This is a genomic window from Amedibacillus sp. YH-ame10 (assembly GCF_053848885.1).
In genome coordinates this window covers 25,145-45,480 of record NZ_JBSPFA010000014.1, presented here as the reverse complement: position 1 = coordinate 45,480, position 20,336 = coordinate 25,145, and the positions used below count along the sequence as shown (strand labels likewise).

The following is a 20,336-nucleotide window of genomic DNA, read 5'->3' as shown; positions in this document are numbered from 1 at the left end:
TCATTTTGTCATAAATTTTTGCAAAAAATTCTTTTGACTCCCTACCTAGTGTATAATGCGTATGCTGGAAAGGGAGTTTTTATATGCTAAAGAAAATTTTTCAAGTAACATTTGTGCTGGTACTAATGTTAACGACTGTAACCCCATCTCTTCTATACGCTACGAATACAACATTGGCTGTTGACTATTTTGAATTATTAGATGAAAGCAAACAACCAATACCAAATGATAGCGAAGTATCTATAAATGATAGCTTTCGCATTGGTTTTGTTTATACTTTAGAAAATGTAGCCGATATCGACGAAAACATTGAATATACCATCCCATTGCCTGCTAATTTGGTATGGGCAAAAGATAAGATAGGGAATTCTGCAATTCCGATTCAATTGAAATATACAGCTTCTAATGATGAAGCAAAGGAAGCAAACCTTGGAAATCTTACTTTTAAAGATGATAACTTAGTTTTGCAATATTCTTCTGGTATTCGTCAAAAGTTGATGGATGATGGTTTATCTGATGTAGAACTTGATGTAAGAGACATCAATCTATATTGTAAATTAGATAAGGATGCTATTCAGGATGCTAAAAATGTAGAGATCGTTCTATCAGACAGTGATAAACTTTCATTTCGAGTGAAAGAGAACCAAGATGTATTACCTAGTGTGAAAGATAAACAGGTTACTTATCAAGACGGTGTCTTGAAATGGACAGTAACCATTGCCCCTGGAAAACCATATTATCAAAATATTGAATTCAAAGATGTCATAAGCGATAATCAAACATTTATCACGAATTCTTTTTCTGTAGATGCCACTTCACAAGCAGCTCAAATAAATAACAATACATTAACTTACACGATACCTACAATCACTACGGATGATATTGTAATTACTTATAACACCAAACCGAAGAAGTCTCTTTGGTATGATGGAAGTACCATCAAAGATATGAAAGGTACTTTTGCGAATACTGCAAAACTATTTCACAATGGTAATGAAATCAGTAGCAAACAAGCTTCAATAGAAGCGAAGGGTTCATGGATGTCAAAGACTGGACAAAAAATCGAAGGTGAAAATGCAATTTTATGGACACTTACCATCAATGCTCCTAAGGAAAACCTTAAAAATATTACTGTATATGATGTTTTGACAAATGGAGATAGTTATTTGGAAATGCCAGATAAATTGATAAATATGGCAGATAACTCGGAAGTGTCTTTTACAAAAGGGTTTACACACGATGAAATAACATATGATACTAATAAGGCACTAACGTTTCAACTAGCTACTTTAAGTGAAGAAATGGTAATTACTTATAAAACTCCTATCAAGAGTTCTTATTTTGAATTTAACAATACGTCTTTAGATTTTAAAAATAAGGCATGGATGACGACAGAGTGGGATCCTAATGGAGACGGTTATAGCACTTTCACACTTGCAAGTGGAAGTATCAAAGAAGGCAAAGTTTCAGTGCCTACAAGCTTAATTAAAAAAACAGCAGGGGAGTATAATCCCACAACGCAAGAAATCGTTTGGAATGTCTCTATAAATACGAATAAAGTAGATTTGATGTCTGCGGTATTTAAAGATACAGTTCCAGAAAATCAAGAAATTATCGGATATACTGGTTTTGATACTTTCACTATCAAACCAACAATTACATCAGATAAAAAAACGATTTCATATGATTTTGGTGATATTGGAGTTAGTGAATATACGTTCAGTATAACTACAAAAGTGATAGATAAAAATTTTATTGCTTCGAATCAAAAATTAAACTTAAAAAATAGTGCGATACTAGATTATAAACTAAGAGCTGATAGCAGTGGGACACACACTGCTACAAGCAATGCTGCAAAAGATATTTTCAGTAAAATGTTATCTAAAAAAGGTGGTAATTATGATTATAGTAACCATCAACAGACTTGGGAATTAACAGTAAATGAAAATGCAATGTCTATAAATGATGCAATACTTGAAGATACGATACCGATGTATCAGACACTGGATACGAGCAGTATTGTGTTGGATGGAACTACTATATTAGATACAGATCGTACAAAAGCAAGTTATTATGAAGTAGATGGTGCTATTTTACGTATTTATATTGGTGATACTATCTCGCTTGGAAGTCGTGAAATCAATAAGAAACATGTCATCTCCTATAAAACACTCGTGAATACACAATCATATGAGGACTTTAAGACAGAGAAAAAAGTAGATGTAAAAAATAGTGCAATTATGCATTTTGATAATACTACATATCCAGATGTGAAAGTAGACGCCAGCAAAGCTATTGATAACGCTTTGTTGCAGAAGAGTGCGAACACCTCAGATGTAAATACCTCTGGAGTTGTACATTATTCTATTGGAATTAACCCAAACAAAGCTACACTCACACATAATGAAATTATAGATACCATGTCATTAGGATTACAACTCGACTATGATAGCGTTAAGCTATATAAAGCGGAAGTGAAATCTGATGGAAAGATGTCAAAAGGAAGTATTGTAGACTCTAGTATTTATTCTTATCATTTTACAACAAAAGGAAATGAACGTATCTTAGCTATTACGTTTAAGAATGTGATCGATGATGCTTATATTTTGGAGTATGATGCAGATGTTTCTGGGAGTGGATTATTAGATAACAAAATTGCTTTCAAAGGAGAAGATGGAACACAATCAAGTAATGCGGAGATTTCTGTTAGTGGAAGTGCCAGTGCTCTTGCGAAAGCACGTAAAGGAAAGTATAGTATTACTTTATACGAAGAAGGAACTACCATGCCATTATCTAATGTTTCCTTCGACTTAATGTACAATGGAAATGTAATGCAACAAGCAAAAACGGATGAGAATGGAAAACTTACATTTGAATTACTAGGATTACGTAAGGATTATGAAATTGTCCAAACATCTACGAATGATGGATATCATAAAGAAGATAAAAAAATAGAAGTGCGTGTTCCATCTGTTGATTTGGTTGAGAAAACAATATACAATACACCAATTACTACAGATATCACAATTCAAGTAAAGAATGATAACAATGCGCCTATACAAGGTGGAGTGTTTGAGATATTCGACATATCTGATACCGGCTTCACAACTCCATTAGAACGCGTCACAAGCGATCAAAATGGACGGATTATCTTTACGAATAAACGTATGAATAAATATGTGATTCGCCAAGTAAGTAGTGTCGATGGATATATCATAAGTGATAATGTATATGCAGAAGTAGATAAAATTGGTATTGTAACAGTGAAGGATGTAGATGGAAATAAGATAGAACATGTGACAAACACTTTGAAAAATGATTATGGGTATCTTCATATTACAGTTGAAGATGATAACAAACATCCAATACAAGGAGCAAATATCACTATAAAAGATGAAACAGGAAAACAAGTACAATGCCAAAGTGATCAGGATGGTAAAATAATTGTTGGTCCATTAAAATTTGGTATTTATACTATTGTTCAAAATACAACTAGTGATGGGTATGAAATTTTTGAAACAGCAAGTTTCACACTGTCTTCTTCAAAAGGGAATGTTGTTATTGTGAATAAAAAAATAAAACCACAAGAACCTGTGGTTCCTGAGGATAAACCAAAGCCATTACCAAAGCCAATTGATAAAGAATCATCAAATATAGTAGGAACTTCTGATACAACAAATGCAACTTTATTTATAAATAGTTTGCTGATTAGTGGCATGATGTTACTGATAATCACATGCTTAAAAATGCGTTTCCGTAAGAATACGTAATTCATTTATATGAGTAGAAAAGAGAATTGAAAATAAAATTCTCTTTTTTCCTTTCTGTTCGTCTATATTTCATTGACAACAAAGTGCAAAAAGTGTTATATTAAAGTGTATTCTTGTAACTATTTTTTCGTTTCACCTGCATCACGATGTGATGAGATTTTTTTTGAAAGGGGCTATATTATATGGAAATCGAAAAACTATTTGATACAGTAACAGCGCATGCGAAAAACAGTGGATTTGTTTTTCAAGGCTCTGAGATTTATGGTGGTTTATCCAATACTTGGGACTTTGGTCCATTAGGTATTGAATTAAAAGATAATATCAAACGAGCTTGGTGGCGTAAATTCATTCAGGAGTCACCATACAACACAGGTATTCAATCTGCAATATTGATGAATCCTGCCGTTTGGGTTGCGAGTGGTCATGTTGGAGGATTCAGTGATCCTTTAATGGACTGTAAAGACTGTAAAACACGTTTTAGAGCTGACCAGTTGATTGAAAATGCAACAAATAACGAAGTAAGTGTTGAAGGATGGAGCAATGAAGCGATGATGGACTACATTAACGAGCACAATTTAGCTTGTCCAAAATGTGGGAAACATGACTTCACTGATATTCGTCAATTTAACTTAATGTTTAAAACGTTCCAAGGAGTTTTAGAAGATGCTAAGAATGCGATTTATCTTCGTCCTGAAACAGCACAAGGAATGTTTGTGAATTTCAAGAATGTACAACGTTCTATGCGTAAGAAGTTACCATTCGGTATTGGACAGGTTGGTAAAAGCTTCCGTAATGAAATCACTCCAGGAAACTTCATCTTCCGTACAAGAGAATTTGAACAGATGGAATTAGAATTCTTCTGTGAACCAGGTACAGATATGGAGTGGTACCATTATTATAAAGAGTATTGCATGAAATTTTTGACTGATTTAGGCATACAAGAAGATCATTTGCGATTCCGTGACCATACTCCTGAAGAATTGGCATTCTATTCTAAAGGAACTTGTGATATCGAGTATAACTTCCATTCTCAAATTGGATGGGGAGAATTATGGGGTATCGCAGATCGTACGGATTATGACTTAAAACAACACCAAGAAGCTAGTAAGAAATCATTGGAGTACTTGGATCCAAATACCAATGAAAAATATTTACCTTACTGTGTAGAGCCAGCGGTTGGTGTAGAACGTTTGATGCTAGCATTCTTATGCGATGCGTACGATGAAGAAGAATTGGAAAATGAAACACGTATCGTGATGCATTTCCATCCATACTTAGCACCTATCAAAGCTTGTGTAATGCCATTAAGCAAAAAACTAGGTGATAAAGCAATGGAGATTTACGCGAAGATTGCGGCAGTAGGAAATTGCGACTATGATGAATCCGGAAGTATTGGGAAACGTTATCGTCGTCAAGATGCAATTGGTACACCATTTTGTATCACAGTAGATTTTGAAACAGAAAATGATCAATGTGTAACTGTACGTCATCGTGATTCTATGGAACAAGAACGTGTAGCTATCAATGATTTAGCAGCTTATATCGAAGAGAGAATTAAACTATAGTATAGGGGTGTTTGTGTTTGGCGCGTTTACGTGAAGAGGAAATCAATCAGATTCGTGCAAAAGCGGACATAGTAGATATTATTGGACGCTATGTACCACTTACTCGCAAAGGCAAGAACTACTGGTGTACTTGTCCTTTTCATGATGACCATTCACCATCGATGTCAATTGCCTCAGATAAACAGATTTATAAATGTTTTGTTTGTAATGCGGGTGGAAATGTCTTTACATTTGTATCAAATTACGAAAAAATTTCATTTATTGAGGCTGTATACAAAGTTGCGGAGTATGTAGGTGTTCCAATTGAGCATACTTTAGATATTCCCCAACGTGTCGTAGACCCGCATAAAGAGGCACTCTACAAGACGTGTAAAGACACCATTGAGTTTACACACTACCATATGGATACCTTAGATGCACATAACGTAAAAGAGTATTTAAGTTCCCGTTTGATTGATGAATCAATTATCAAGAAATTTGAACTTGGATATAACCCACCGGATGATGCTTTGTACAAGTTTCTTCATGCGAAGAAACATGCAGATGAAGATATCATTGGGGCAGGGGTGTGTCGACTAAGTTCCATTGGTATGAAAGATGTATTTGCGAATCGTATTACCATTCCTATTCACAATGAGTTTGGAGAACCTGTTGGTTTCTCTGCACGCAGAATTTTGGATAACGATGATGCGAAATACATCAATACGAATGAAACGGATATTTATATCAAAGGGAATTTAATCTTTAACTATCATAGGGCAAAAGAAGAAGCACGCAAACAAAAGAAAGTATATCTTGTGGAAGGTGCGATGGATGTTTTGTCGTTTGAAAAGATTGGATTATCAAACGCATTAGCAACACTTGGGACAGCTTGTACAAAAGAGCAAATGTTGTTGTTGAAGAAATTACACGTACCGATTATCCTTTGTTACGACGGGGATGGTGCTGGTAGAAATGCAACTTATAAGTTTGGTAAACTTGCTCGACAATATCAAATGGAATTTGAAGTTGTCGATAACAAATTTGGATTAGATCCAGATGAAGTTATTGAAGAGTTTGGTAAAGAAGAACTAAAACACATGGTAGAGAGAACCATATCGTGGATTGATTTTCTATTTGGATATTTGGTAACAAAATACAATTTAGAAAATTATACACAAAAAAAGGAACTCGCCATTGAAATGGCAGAGGAAATAAATGCATTAAAAGATGATTTTGAAAAAGAAAGCTACTTTGTTCGCCTACGAGAATTAACAGAATTCGATATGCGCCCTGAACCAACAAAGGAAACAAAGACAGAAACGAAAAAGAAAGATATATATCAAAAACGAACGTATTTGACATTTCCTAAAAGCGGTAGAATGCATGCTGAGTATCAGATTTTATCACAGATGCTAAGTGGTGTGGCTGCCAGCAATTACTACAAAGAAGAACTAGGGTTTCTAAAAGATGACATGAGCAACAAACTGGCGATTTATATCATCGATTATTATCGAACACATCAACATATTGAAATCGCAGATTTATTGGATGTTATTAAAGAAGAACCTGTTAAGAAACTACTGTTAGAAATTGCGAATTGGGAACTTGCTCAAGACGATGTGAATATGGAAGTATTACATGAAGCCATTCATAAAGTGAAAGCTTGTTTCATGGATGATAAGATTGCGATGATCAACGAAAAGATTAAGCAGATCCACGATCCTTTAGAAAAAGCAAAGCTTGCGAATGAAAAGAATCAATTGATTATAGAGCGTGATGATTGGCGCAGCGCGGGAAGGAAGTAACGATATGAAAGCTACCAAGAAAAAAGCAGTATTAAAAGAATATAAAACTCTCGATGATATCAAACAAGGATTTCTAGATCGTTTAACAGATAACAATGAAGTTCAACAAAGTGAAATCATGGAGGCAATCGAACATTTAGATATGTCTGATAGTGACTTTGATGATTTGTTGGAATGGTTTTCAGAAAACGGAATTGATGTAAAAGATGCCGATGAAGAAGATGTTGATTTATTGGACGATGATGTATTGGCAGCTGAAGATGATGATGATATTGACTTTATCGAGGAAGATGAAGAAGAAGAGGACACATTAGCTACAGACATTGAGAATTTGGAACAATCTTTCGCAAATTCTGCCCACACAAAAATCAATGATCCTGTAAAAATGTACTTGAAAGAAATTGGTCGTGTTGAATTATTAGACCCTAAAGAAGAACCTGAAATTGCTCAACGTATTCAAGCAGGGGATGAAGAAGCAAAGAAGAAACTTATTTCTGCTAACCTTCGTCTGGTTGTATCTATTGCGAAAAAATATGTTGGACGTGGAATGTTGTTCCTTGATCTTATCCAAGAAGGGAACATGGGTCTTGTAAAAGCCGTTGAAAAATTTGACTATACAAAAGGATTTAAGTTCTCTACATATGCAACATGGTGGATTCGTCAAGCGATCACACGTGCAATCGCTGACCAAGCTAGAACAATTCGTATCCCAGTACATATGGTAGAAACTATCAACAAGTTAACTCGTATTCAACGTCAACTTGTTCAGGATTTAGGACGTGATCCTTCTGCAGAAGAAATTGCTGCTAAAATGGAAAATATCTCTCCTGAAAAAGTGCGTGAAATTCAAAAGATTGCTTTAGAACCAGTTTCTCTTGAAACTCCAATCGGAGAAGAAGACGATTCTCACTTAGGAGATTTCATCGAAGATAAAGATGCACTTTCACCTGATGAATATGCAAACAATCAATTGTTAAAAGATGAAATCAACACAGTGCTTCAAGGATTAACAGAACGTGAAGAAAAAGTATTACGTTTGCGTTTTGGATTGTACGATGGAAGAACTCGTACACTTGAAGAAGTTGGTAAAGAATTCAACGTAACACGGGAACGTATTCGTCAGATCGAAGCAAAAGCATTACGTAAATTAAAACATCCTACAAGATCCAAACGTTTAAAGGATTTTGTAGACAAACCATAATGGCGCTCTCTAAGCGCCTTTTCTCCATATTTTCTATGGTAGAAAAGGGAAGTGTAGTCGCAGATATAGGATGTGATCATGGTTTGTTATCCATTGCACTTATACAAGAAGATGTCTGTTCTCGTGTATACGCTTGTGATTTGCGTAAAGGTCCTTTATCAAGAGCACAAGAGGCTATCTCTTCCTTACACTTAGATCATCAAATTACTACCATTCTTACAAATGGGATGGATAATTTACCAGAAGATGTAGACACTATTATCATCGCTGGAATGGGGTTTGATACCATCCAAGGAATTTTGGAACGCAATTTAGATAAACTTGAAAATTACAAACGTATCATTATTCAAAGCAACAAGCATGTAGATGATGTTCGTCGTTGGATTAGTGAACACCATTACACCATTGTACAAGAAGACATCGTAGAAGAAGATCATTTCTATGAAGTCATTGCATTTACATGTAGTTATCATGATTCTTTGAATGAAGATGAAATATTATTCGGCAGTTGTATACAACACCCACTATTTCCATTATACTGGAAACATCATTTGGATAAGTTAGTAAACATCTTGTCAAAAATGCCATCTACGGAACCTACATTCCAAGAATATACCCAATTAAAAAAACGTATCGAAGACAAATTAAAAAGCATTCTGTGATAAAATCCAGAATGCTTTTATTTTTTTTTGTGATAATCCTTAGCAAGTAGTGCATATATAGAGGCATCCACAATTCCTTGATTACTAATATCTGCTTCTCGCAAGGTACCTTCATACGTTAAACCGCAGGCTTTCATAACCTTTCCTGAATTTGGATTTTTAGGATCATGTTGTGATTCTATGCGATTCACTTTTACTTCATCAAAGAGAAAGGGAATGATCGCTTGAAATGCTTCTGTAGTAATCCCTTGATTCCACCATGTACTACCGATACAATAACCGATATGAACAATATTTAACGTTTCTTTTTGTTCCACAACACTAATCGAACCAATGGACTCATCTATGTCTTTTAACACAATGGACCATTGGTAGAAATTATCTCGCTCATAGGATGTTATCCATTCTTGTAAGATATCTTTTGTTACTTTAACAGACGCATGCGGTGGCCAACGTAAATAGGTAGTAACCTTATGATCACTTGCCCAATTACGAAATACGCTTTCTGCATCTTCCATTTTAAACTTACGCAATATGAGTCGATTTGTCTCTATTTGTTTCGTCCCTTTATGTTCCATCGTTATTCTACTGGAGTATAGTTGATCTGTGCATCTATATCTGTTGCCTCCAATTTAAATATTACTGGTCTTAAACCATCATTACAACTACAAATCGCAACTCCAGGTTTACGAATCCAATCACCATAATAAAACAATGTTTCTTTTGCTCCATGTGCTAACGCAAATACATATTGATAAATGGCTTTCCATGCTTCATCACAAAATCCTTCTGGTTTTGCATAATCCGCATAAAATACTTGATTATTTTGCAACATAGGGCATGGGCCTAAATTATGTGCACCATATTCTTTCGCAAGTTCCTCATCAAAGGTTTTTTTTAATACTGTTATTTTAACTTTCTTCATAGAGAATATCCTTTCATAATATATCTTTAATAGATACGACAGGCTTTTCTTTCTGTCGTTCATAATTCTGTAAGTACTCGATTACTTGTGATGTTAAGTAGGTAGGGGTACTAGCACCTGATGTAATCGCAACACGATTCATATTGCGCAATTGTTCATCCCTAATATCTTGTACATCATCAATCAAATACACGTGCATAATTCCTTTTTCACGTGCAATTTGTGCTAATCTATTGGAGTTGTTTGAATGTTTATCACCAACCACATATAATACGTCAATATTTTGATCTTTTAAATCTGATACTGCTTGTTGACGAATCCGTGTAGCATTGCATATTTCTTCACTAAAAATAGCGTTTGGAAAACGTTCTTTAATTTTTGCAAACAATGCTTCCACATCAAATATAGACATCGTTGTTTGATTGGTCACAAACACCTTATCAAACAAAGGTAACTCCTGAATGCTGTTTTCATCAGTAATCAGATGAACATGAGCACTTAACGAACATATCGCCTCTGCTTCAGGATGTGCTTCTTTTCCTATATAAAGGATATCATATCCTTCATCAAGTCTTTCTTTGACAATATCTTGCGTTTTTACAACATCTAGACAACTAGCATCTACACATTCTAAACCCAAACTTTTTGCTTTCTCTACAACATTTGGCGCAATACCATGTGCGGTAAAAATCACAATGCTCCCCATAGGGATTTCATCTAATAACTCAAGGCGAGTTTTACGCTTATCATCTACTGCGATAATATGTAATTCATTCAACGCTTGCATAACATAACGATTATGTACAAGCATACCCAATACATATATATTTCTATTCGGATTTTCTAATGCTGTTTTCTTCGCTAGAGAAATTGCTCTTGTGACACCTTTGCAATATCCTCTAGGAGTTACTTTTATGATTTCCATAGTTTCAACACCTCTTATTTATTATAACGGATTTTGACGTTTTGCAACATTGTTTTTTTATTTAACAAATTTTATGTATCTGTGGTATGCTTAACGTATAAAATAAACTCACATATTCTGTTTTCATATAATCGTGATATATTCGTATGTTTCTATTGTTTAAATAAGAAAAAAGGGGGAGTCACTTGATGTTTACAGAGATAAAATGTTTGATTAAATCCAAAATCAATATTGTTTTTTTGATTATAATGTTATCAATGAGCTTTTTTAGTTTATACACCATGGAGCAAAAAGAAACAAATGTTACTAAAGAGAGTTATTTAAAGAATTATGAAGAGGATGTTCTCATTACCACTAGTTTCTACCTTAATTTAATAGAACCTTTTGATGGTGCGGAGTATAATGACAGATATCGAATGATTTTAAAATATTGGGAATGGTTATCTCAATTAAAAGAAAATGCTTTGAATGAAATGAAAACTAAACATACATTACAGGAATACAAACAAATTAAATTAATAGTTCAGCTCAAATATGAATTAATGACGCTTAATACACTTGCAGATGGAAGTGATAAATATCCATATTTTGAAGATGCCTATAAAGGTGAACTTAGTACATACAAAAATACTCTCAATCTAGATATCGAAGACTTTGATGTAAAAAAGTTTAGCATAATAGGTGGGAATTCAATACAACGAGAGGAAGAATATTTTTCACAACGAAATCGAATTGACTATTATTTTTATTTATATGAAAATAATATGGTGGAAATAACATTAGATGATCCTGGTCCTTGGTCATTTCTAGCTTATCAATTTAGTGATAATAATTATATGGAACTTTTATTTCTTGTAATGGGGTTGATGTATGCACTTACTTGGGTCGTTATGCTACGAAAAAACAACTTGATGTATTTGCTTTGTTTACAGCCATTATCTTTGTGCAAAATCATTTGTCGAGAGATTCTTGTGGCTACAATCCAATATATCTGTATTTTATCAATATCCCTTGCTATTCCATTTCTTATTTCTGGGATACTCCATGGATTTCAGTATCCATTGTTTCCAGTATTTATCTATGATAAAGGACTTTTATCCTTTACTACATTTGAACACAGTAAACTTTTAGAATATTTCGATTTTTCTTATGTACCTTCTAAGATTATGCTAAGCGAAAACAGTACGTATCTATATATTCCCCAAGATACTAGCATCACTTCTTTACTGTCCTATGTATCCTTGAGCATGCTAATGTTATTTTTGAAAATCACTACCTATATCACCATACTAATGAGCAGTACGTTTTGGTTTAAAAAATTCAATGTCATCATGGGAGTAGGAACGAGCGTTATAGCAATATTTCTTATCTCTCAGGTGTTCTATCCAAGTACTGCGTTACTAAATGTATTTGCAATAGAATCTGGTTATAAACTCCTTGGTGGAGGAAGTATCATCACATATTTTCATGCATGTGTTTTATGTGCAGTATCACTATTGTTAATGTTTTTTACAAATCTAGCACTTTCTAAAAAAGTCAGAATTGATTGAGGAGGGGAAGTTATGAATACTATATGTAAAGTTGAACATTTGAAAAAAAGCTTTGGAAAACACGAAGTTTTACATGATATAAGTTTCACCGTACATGAAAATGAAATTGTTGGATTCGTAGGTCCTAATGGTTCGGGGAAGTCTACGACAATGAAATGTATCTCTGGCTTGTATAAATTTGAACAAGGCGATATACGTGTAATGGATGTTGATATCAAAACAAAATATAGCACTTGTTTGAAAGAAATGGGGGTAAGTATTGAAAACCCTGCGCTTTATCCTGATTTAAATGGATATGATCATTTCTTGATGGTAGCTCGTTGGAGAAACGTAAACAAAAAAGATTTACAAGAACTATATGAATTTAGCGGTTTACATGATGCATTAAAGAAACCTATCAAAACGTATTCTATGGGAATGAAACAACGCCTAATGCTATCCTTATGTTTAGTAGGATCTCCAAAACTACTTCTATTGGATGAACCAATGAATGGATTAGACCCACAGGCAACATTTGAATTACGAGAAAAACTATTAGCTTTAAAACAACAGAATAAAGGCATCTTACTATCTAGTCATCAATTAGGAGAAATAGAAAAAATATGCGATACTATCATCTTTATAAAAGAGGGAACTATCATAGAAGAAATACATGCTTCTGATTTAACACAAAAACACGGTTACAAGTTTTCCTTAGAACCAATGGATAAAGCTTTATCAATTTGTGAAAGAATGCATATCCCAACTCGTATGGATGACAGTAAATTATGTGTGCAATTTGAAGATACTTCAAATTTCAATGATTTCTTAAAATCATTGATGGAAGAAAAGATTACTATTTTGCATATTGCATATGAAAACAATCATTTAGAAGAGTATTATAAACGTTTATACTAACATTTGGAGAAAAGAAAATGAAACAACTCATAAAACAAGAATTGTACAGGTGGTTGAATAAAAAAGGATTTTTATTACTATTTTGTATTGGTATTGGATGTACATTGTTTTATCAATTTTATTATCAAATGTCGTATGTGTCCTATGCACAAACAAAGACACAACAGTTCCAACAAGAAATTAATAAAGCACGCTCTTATAGTCAAATCTATGAAAATAATTCGAAGGCGGCGAAAGATGAGGAAACAAAGAAGCTTTATGAACTACAAATGGATATATGGGCTGAGGAATTTAATTATGCTTCTTCATTAAAGAATTTGTGGGGAAACAATTCTGATGGCTCCTATGATGCGAATATTTTAAAAGAAGATAAAGGACGAGATAACAATTTATTAAGATATGAAGAACATAATTTACAACCAGAAGATGCCTATGTATACAGAGATACATTATCGGATTTAAAGAATCGAATCCAAGCAAGAGAAGCATACGATACATTAAATATGCAACAAAAAGTGATTGATATAGTACCTGATGTTCACTATGTGATATATCACTTGCTATCTGGATCAGATGCTAGTATATTGCTTGTCTTGATTATTGTGTGTTTTCTTAACTTTAAAGTTTGGACAACGGAGTATGAAAATCAAACCTATAAACTCTTGTTTACACAACCATATACAAGAGGATATTTACTCTTTTCCAAGCTAGTATCCCAGATTTTTATCACTCTTGTAGTTTACGCTTTCATCATAGGAACATTATGTGTAAATGCATTTTTCATTCATGGAGTAGGAAGTCCTAGTTTACTGCTGTTACATGCGACTTCCTCCTATGTAACAACGTCTTCCTTACTTATCAACTTCTTCTTTCATCAAGTTCTCTTTATGATTACATTTATTATCATTCTATACTCGATATCTTTATGTACTAAGAAAACAGAGATAAGTTTATTGTTGGCGTTTATGTTGCTGATCTTTGGTATTTTTTCAAGTCTAGATACATCGGTGAATCTTTTCAATGTGTATCAAGTAGAGAACATTGTATCCAATACACACTCTATTTCACAAAGCTTGATTCTTGTTTCCATGGTGATCACATGTGTATCGTTTGTTTTATTCGATTACTTTTATATAAAACGATGTGACTTGAAATCAAGTGAATAACATCGCGTAAAATGCATGCTTTGCTTTACAATTGCTTTGTTTCATGTATAATGTAATGGCTAGTCAAAGGAGGTAATCCTATATGAGTAAATATACAGATTATAATTTTAAAGAACATACAAAGAAGTTTATACAACTAGAAGGCTTTATAGAGCCCACCCCGATCCAGAAGGAAGTAATCCCTTTAGCATGTAAGGGAAAAGATATCATTGGTGTATCTGATACAGGAACAGGGAAAACCCATGCGTTTTTAATTCCTATTTTAGAAGGAATCGATGTATCCAAAGCATGTGTACAGGCAGTGATTACTGCACCAACTAGAGAACTTGCAGTTCAGATTTTTCAACGCGCTGCCAAAATGAGTGAAGCAATGCCAGATTTAAATATTCGTTTGATTACCGGTGGTATGGAAAAATCAAGAATGAATGAACAATTGAAAGTTCAACCACATGTTGTAATCGGTACACCTGGAAGAATCAAAGACTTGTACTTACAAGAGCAGACATTGCGTGTAGATACTGCCAATGTACTTGTTATCGATGAAGCTGATATGACATTAGAATTTGGATTCTTAGAAGATGTAGATGCAATTGCTGGTAAGATGCGTAAAGATTTACAAATGATGGTTTTTAGCGCAACGATACCACAAGCATTACGCCCCTTCTTGAAGAAATATCTTGATAACCCAGTGACTGTTCAAATTGATGAAGGAAGTAACTTTCATCCGAATATTGAACATATCTTAGTTCCTTGTTTGGAAAAGAGTTATGAAGAAAAAATGTTGGAAATGTTACCAACATTCCAACCATATGTTTGTTTGATTTTCGCAAACACTAGAACATTAGCTGCAAGTGTTGCGGAATCTTTACGTTCAAATAGCTATGGGGTTATTGAACTACATGGTGATTTATCTCCTAGAGAACGTACGAAAGCTATGAAAGATCTTGTGAATATCGAAAAATCTTTTGTTGTCGCGACGGATATTGCGGCTAGAGGTATTGATATTGATGGTATATCTCACGTTATCTCTTTAGGTTTCCCACAAGAATTGGATTATTATATCCACCGAAGTGGTAGAACTGGTAGAGCAGGGCATAGCGGGATTTGTTACGCACTTTATAAGAAACAAGACGATGCAATGATTCGCTCTCTTGAAATCAAAGGAATTTCTTTCCATCACCGTAGCCTTAAAAATGGTGTATGGACTGATTTAGAACCAATCCATAAGAAGAAAACAAAAAAAGATGATCCTTTAGAAAAAGAAATATCTAAGATTGTTACAAAGAAAAAGAAAGTGGTAAAACCTGGTTATAAAGTAAAAAGAAAAGCAGAAGTAGAAAAATTAAAACGTCAAGCAAGACGTAAAATGATCAAAGAAGATATTCAACGTCAGAAAAAAGAACGAGCAAAACAGAAGACGATTGAAAAAAGAGGAGAGAATTTATGATCATAGGCAGTCATGTTTCTATGAGTGCTCCTGATTATATTCTTGGTTCTGTGAAAGAAGCTGTATCCTATGGTGCGAATGCCCTTATGTTATATACAGGTGCTCCACAAAACACGTTACGTAAACCGATGAGTGATTTGAAGATAGCGGAAGCTTTACAGTTGATGAAGGAACACAATATTTCATTATCTTCGCTAGTTGTGCACGCTCCTTATATTATCAATTTAGCAAATTGTCAGAAAAAAGAAACATTTGAACTTGGCGTAGAGTTTCTTACAAAAGAAATTGAACGTGTAAAAGCAATTGGCTCTACTATTCTTGTATTACATCCTGGAAGTCATGTACAAGCAGGTGAAGATTTAGGGTTAGCGCAGATTGTGAAAGGACTAGATCTTGCTATGGAGAATATTGGTGATGTAAATATCGCAATAGAAACCATGGCAGGCAAAGGAAGTGAAATAGGGTATTGTTTTGAACATATACGCTATTTGATTGATCATGTAAAACATAGTGATCATATCAAAGTGTGTCTGGATACTTGTCATATTCATGATGCAGGATTTAACTTAGCAGATTTTGATTACATATTAGATGAATTTGATAGAATTATCGGTCTTGATCGTTTGATTTGTTTACATATCAATGATTCTAAAAATGTACAAGGCGCAAAGAAAGATCGCCATGCGAATATAGGTTTTGGAGAAATTGGTTTCGATAACCTTTGCAAGATTGTACACGATCCTCGTTTAACGCATGTAGTGAAGATTTTAGAGACTCCATGGGTTGATGAATGTCCTCCCTACAAATACGAAATAGAGATGCTAAAAAAGGGTGTATTCGATGAATCTATTATGGGTAAGATCAAAGGAGAATGAAAATTCTTCTTTTCTTTATAACGCGTTCAATATTGAATCATACAATATTTGTAAATTGTTATTATTCCTATTTCTTATATAATTAACTTGCGCAAACAAATTGTATCATGCTATCCATCCAGTACTGAAAAGAAGATGAAATAGGAGTAGTTGCATGATAGACTTTATATAGTAGAGAGGAGCTTTTATGAATTGGGAAGAAAAATTACAACTGATCATTGATTATGTCGAAGAACATTTACAACGAAAAGAAGAACCAATTGATCCAACACATATTGCACAAATTGCGGAGTGTTCCTTTGATTTCTTCCAAAAGATGTTTTCCTACATGAATGGTATTGGATTTGCGGAATATATACGTTTACGTAAGCTTACCTTAGCTGGTTATGATACAAAAAGTACAAATATGAAAATAATTGAAATAAGTTTTCGATATGGATATGATTCACCTACATCCTTTACAAAAGCTTTTCAACAGTTTCATGGTTGTTCACCTTCACAAGCAAGAAAACAAGATGTTCCACTACAGATTTTCCCTAAAATGCAAATCATAACAAAACATCACTATGCATGGAAGTTGGCTCAGAAACCTGAAATCAGATGTATTGGAAAAAGTATTTCGATGAAAAATGAACGTAGACTTATGGAAAGTGAAATACCAAAATTTTGGAATGACTGTCAAAGAAGCGATGTGTACCAACACCTCGTTCGTCTTGATAATTCTGTAGAAACTGGAATGTTTGGGATGTGCTCTAATTTTGATTACAAAAAAGGAAGTGTCACTTATACAATCATGGTGATTTCCACACAAAGTGTACCTGATGGGTATGAAGAAATTTTACTACCTGCAGAAACATGGGCTATCTTTGATTGTGTTGGAAGTGTTCCAAAAGCAATTCAAGAAGGTTGGCGATATTTGGAACAAGAGTGGTTAATTCAATATCCATTCAAACATGCGAATTGCCCAAGTTTGGAATGGTATAGCGATAAGAATCCATTTGATGAAACGTATCAAAGTCAAATTTGGATACCAATTTTAGAGGAGGAGAAATAAAAATGGTACATGTAGTTTATTGTGATAATGTAGGAAAGTCAAAAGAAAAAGTTCTCGATAAAATTATAGCAGGAGAGAAAACTATGGTTGTACGAGGAGCCGCTGGAAGAAAAATCCCACATAGTCGTGTATTCCAAGGGGATACCTTATATTTTATGGGAAAGGGAAGTGGACGAATTCGAGTGTGTGCAACTGTAGATTATGTTGAAAATTATGTAAAACTCACTGACGAAGAAATTACAAACGTGTTAGAAAAAAATCAAAACAAATTATGCCTAAGCGATAAACAAAAAATAAGGTGGCATAAAAAATGCTTATGTCTTGTGGCTTTTCAAGAAGTGAAACAAATAGAAGAGTTGTCATTTGATCATCAAGGAAACATGGACGATTGGTTGATTATTGAAAAAATCGAAGATGTTTTAGCGGGGACTAGTATTCCATATAACTATTCAGCATCAAAATTCTAAAACTTATGAAATTGACATAAATATAAAAGGTATGTTTTAATTACACTAAATAGAAGACTTATAAAGTAGTGCTTTATAAGACTTGAAGAAAGATTTGTTTAGAGTAGGGGACGTATATGATTAAGATAATATATGCTTGTACATACTGTTGTGTTTACCTGTACATACTTTGGTTGAATTTTTGTATTGGACGGAAAAACACATCTTATATAGAATTTTTGGCAGTAAAAATTATCACTACCATAAATATGATTTTGAGTATTCTTTGTTTTCTTCATATTGTCAACTCTACGTTTGTAATATTTTCTGTTATCATACCCTATGGAATTCCTTTGCTTGATAACATAAAAAAAGCAAAGGATACAACGAGCACATTCCAATTAAATAGAACCATTTATATCGCGTTATTTACAACTCTTTTATTGTTATTTATGTACATTTATGGAGGAATCATAAATATGAACTTTTTCAATCCTTAGTACTTCCATTAGGTATGATGATGAGTTGTAACAAAGATTACAAGCAAGCTTGACTTCAATATATGTGTGTGTTTAAATTTAATAAAAGGGGAGGTTATATATTTATGAAAATATCAGTATCTAAAAGAGCTTTAATTGCCGGTATTATGTTTATTACATTGAATTTGGCTTTCAATAATATACAAAAAATTCTTTGGCCATCTCTCAACCATTCAGATATCGCATATATTGTGGAATGCATCTTAGCAGTATCGGTAGTAGCTACGATAGAGCGCCTTCTTTATGATTTTGATCCTTCTCATAATGGTGTTGTATATCTAAAAAAAGAAAAGAGTAAATTATAATTTACTTATAAAAAGAAAGACATATTCCTTCCTGTTGAAGAGAACATGTCTTTCTTTTATTTTGTTGCGTTTTCAAACGCTAGTATTTCTTGTTTAAGGCGTTCTACAATCTTTTCTTGTGGGAGTTTTTCGATAACAACTCCTTTTTTTATTAATAATCCTTCGTTATGTCCACCTGCAATCGCAATATCAGCGTGTTTTGCTTCTCCAGGACCATTTACCGCACATCCCATAATAGCAACGCTTATATCGCAGTTAATCCCTTGGAGGAAGGTTTCCATTTCATTTACGATAGGTTGCATGTCCCATGCGGTTCTTCCACATGTTGGACAAGCGATTAGATTTGGTGTGTTGTGTAATAAACCGCAACACTTTAGCAATTGTTTAACGATGGTGATTTCGTTTACTGGATCTCCATTTACACTGATACGAATCGTATCACCGATTCCTTCATTTAATAACGTTCCTAAAGCCATACTACTTTTAATAGCACTTCCGATATATGTTCCTGCTTCTGTTACACCAAGGTGTAATGGGTAAGGGAATGTAGTAGATGCTAAACGATAGGCTTCAATGCATAATAGTGGGTCACTAGATTTAAAAGATAGAACGATATCACGAAAGTCTAGTTCTTCTAAAATGGAAACATGACGTTTGGCACTTTCCATCATACCTTCTGCTGTTGGCTTGCCGTATTTTTCATGGATATCTTTTTCAAGGGATCCTGAGTTTATACCTATACGAATAGGAATATTACGTTCTTTACAAATAGCTACCACTGCCTCTACATTTTCTTTTGATCCAATATTTCCAGGATTTAAGCGAATCTTATCAATACCAGATTCTACACATGCAATGGCTAAACGATAATCAAAATGAATATCTGCTACTAATGGAATATGTGTTTGTGCCTTAATGGATTGAATGGCAGTTGCATCTTCCATATCAATAATTGCTAAACGAACCATTTCACAGCCGACACTTTCTAACTTTAGAATTTGATCAACGGTTGCTTTTATATCTTTCGTGCGTGTGTTGCACATGCTTTGAATCACCACACGATTTTGTGCTCCAATTTGTACATCTTTCACACGTATACTTCTTGTTTCTGTCCTTTTCATGAAATCACCTCTTAAAATATTATAACAAATCTGAATTCTTTTACAATAAGGTAGCATTTTTTCACCTATATGTATTATAATATGGGACAGGAGGTGAACGC

Annotated in this window: 17 protein-coding genes; 13 read left to right on the top strand and 4 right to left on the bottom strand. The window is 33.9% G+C overall.

All coding sequences use genetic code 11. From position 1 onward, the window contains the following. Positions 1–83 precede the first annotated feature (83 nt). The 5 genes from ACWG42_RS07435 to ACWG42_RS07415 all read left to right on the top strand — a co-directional run bounded on the left by ACWG42_RS07435 (position 84) and on the right by ACWG42_RS07415 (position 8,985). On the top strand, positions 84–3,770 hold the full coding sequence (locus ACWG42_RS07435; protein ID WP_455791269.1) for a collagen binding domain-containing protein: 3,687 nt from the start codon (positions 84–86) through the stop codon (positions 3,768–3,770). 182 nt (positions 3,771–3,952) lie between these two features. After that, positions 3,953–5,335: a glycine--tRNA ligase gene (locus tag ACWG42_RS07430; RefSeq protein WP_455791267.1), complete on the top strand. Its 1,383-nt coding sequence runs from the start codon at positions 3,953–3,955 to the stop codon at positions 5,333–5,335. 17 nt (positions 5,336–5,352) lie between these two features. Continuing rightward, complete coding sequence (gene dnaG / locus ACWG42_RS07425; RefSeq protein WP_455791266.1) at positions 5,353–7,122, top strand: DNA primase; 1,770 nt, start codon at positions 5,353–5,355, stop codon at positions 7,120–7,122. Positions 7,123–7,126: 4 nt separating this feature from the next. Continuing rightward, positions 7,127–8,323 (top strand): RNA polymerase sigma factor RpoD, encoded by a 1,197-nt coding sequence (rpoD, locus tag ACWG42_RS07420; RefSeq protein ID WP_455791265.1) that lies wholly within the window; start codon positions 7,127–7,129, stop codon positions 8,321–8,323. After that, on the top strand, positions 8,323–8,985 hold the full coding sequence (locus ACWG42_RS07415) for a tRNA (adenine(22)-N(1))-methyltransferase (protein ID WP_455791264.1): 663 nt from the start codon (positions 8,323–8,325) through the stop codon (positions 8,983–8,985). The genes rpoD and ACWG42_RS07415 overlap by 1 nt, the downstream gene beginning before the upstream one ends. A gap of 17 nt (positions 8,986–9,002) precedes the next feature. Here the strand turns inward: ACWG42_RS07415 and ACWG42_RS07410 are convergent, their stop codons facing one another. The 3 genes from ACWG42_RS07410 to ispH are packed head-to-tail and all read right to left on the bottom strand — an operon-like array spanning position 9,003 to position 10,835. Further along, positions 9,003–9,563: a GNAT family N-acetyltransferase gene (locus ACWG42_RS07410; RefSeq protein WP_455791262.1), complete on the bottom strand. Its 561-nt coding sequence runs from the start codon at positions 9,561–9,563 to the stop codon at positions 9,003–9,005. A gap of 2 nt (positions 9,564–9,565) precedes the next feature. Beyond that, positions 9,566–9,910: a TIGR04076 family protein gene (locus ACWG42_RS07405; RefSeq protein WP_455791261.1), complete on the bottom strand. Its 345-nt coding sequence runs from the start codon at positions 9,908–9,910 to the stop codon at positions 9,566–9,568. A gap of 13 nt (positions 9,911–9,923) precedes the next feature. Continuing rightward, complete coding sequence (ispH, locus tag ACWG42_RS07400) at positions 9,924–10,835, bottom strand: 4-hydroxy-3-methylbut-2-enyl diphosphate reductase (protein ID WP_455791259.1); 912 nt, start codon at positions 10,833–10,835, stop codon at positions 9,924–9,926. A 281-nt stretch (positions 10,836–11,116) separates the two neighbouring features. Between ispH and ACWG42_RS07395 the strand changes: the two genes are divergently transcribed. The 8 genes from ACWG42_RS07395 (at position 11,117) to ACWG42_RS07360 (ending at position 19,114) form a co-directional block, all read left to right on the top strand. Further along, positions 11,117–12,385 carry a hypothetical protein gene (locus ACWG42_RS07395; protein ID WP_455791257.1) on the top strand — a complete coding sequence of 423 codons (1,269 nt, stop codon included), beginning with the start codon at positions 11,117–11,119 and terminating at the stop codon, positions 12,383–12,385. Positions 12,386–12,397: 12 nt separating this feature from the next. Then, complete coding sequence (locus ACWG42_RS07390) at positions 12,398–13,282, top strand: ABC transporter ATP-binding protein (RefSeq protein ID WP_455791256.1); 885 nt, start codon at positions 12,398–12,400, stop codon at positions 13,280–13,282. Positions 13,283–13,299: 17 nt separating this feature from the next. Continuing rightward, positions 13,300–14,448 (top strand): ABC transporter permease, encoded by a 1,149-nt coding sequence (locus ACWG42_RS07385; protein ID WP_455791254.1) that lies wholly within the window; start codon positions 13,300–13,302, stop codon positions 14,446–14,448. 82 nt (positions 14,449–14,530) lie between these two features. After that, entirely contained in the window at positions 14,531–15,895 is a 1,365-nt protein-coding gene (locus ACWG42_RS07380; RefSeq protein ID WP_455791253.1) for a DEAD/DEAH box helicase, read from the top strand. Continuing rightward, positions 15,892–16,770, top strand: a complete 879-nt coding sequence (locus ACWG42_RS07375; protein WP_455791251.1) for a deoxyribonuclease IV — start codon at positions 15,892–15,894, stop codon at positions 16,768–16,770. Before ACWG42_RS07380 ends, ACWG42_RS07375 begins: the two co-directional genes overlap by 4 nt. A gap of 187 nt (positions 16,771–16,957) precedes the next feature. Continuing rightward, positions 16,958–17,824, top strand: a complete 867-nt coding sequence (locus ACWG42_RS07370) for an AraC family transcriptional regulator (protein WP_455791249.1) — start codon at positions 16,958–16,960, stop codon at positions 17,822–17,824. Between the two features lie 2 nt (positions 17,825–17,826). Next, positions 17,827–18,291: a hypothetical protein gene (locus tag ACWG42_RS07365; protein WP_455791248.1), complete on the top strand. Its 465-nt coding sequence runs from the start codon at positions 17,827–17,829 to the stop codon at positions 18,289–18,291. 583 nt (positions 18,292–18,874) lie between these two features. Then, on the top strand, positions 18,875–19,114 hold the full coding sequence (locus ACWG42_RS07360) for a hypothetical protein (RefSeq protein ID WP_455791246.1): 240 nt from the start codon (positions 18,875–18,877) through the stop codon (positions 19,112–19,114). 56 nt (positions 19,115–19,170) lie between these two features. Here the strand turns inward: ACWG42_RS07360 and ispG are convergent, their stop codons facing one another. Continuing rightward, a complete protein-coding gene (ispG, locus tag ACWG42_RS07355) occupies positions 19,171–20,235 on the bottom strand; it encodes a flavodoxin-dependent (E)-4-hydroxy-3-methylbut-2-enyl-diphosphate synthase (RefSeq protein ID WP_455791244.1) in 1,065 nt (354 codons plus the stop codon). Positions 20,236–20,336: the final 101 nt, after the last annotated feature.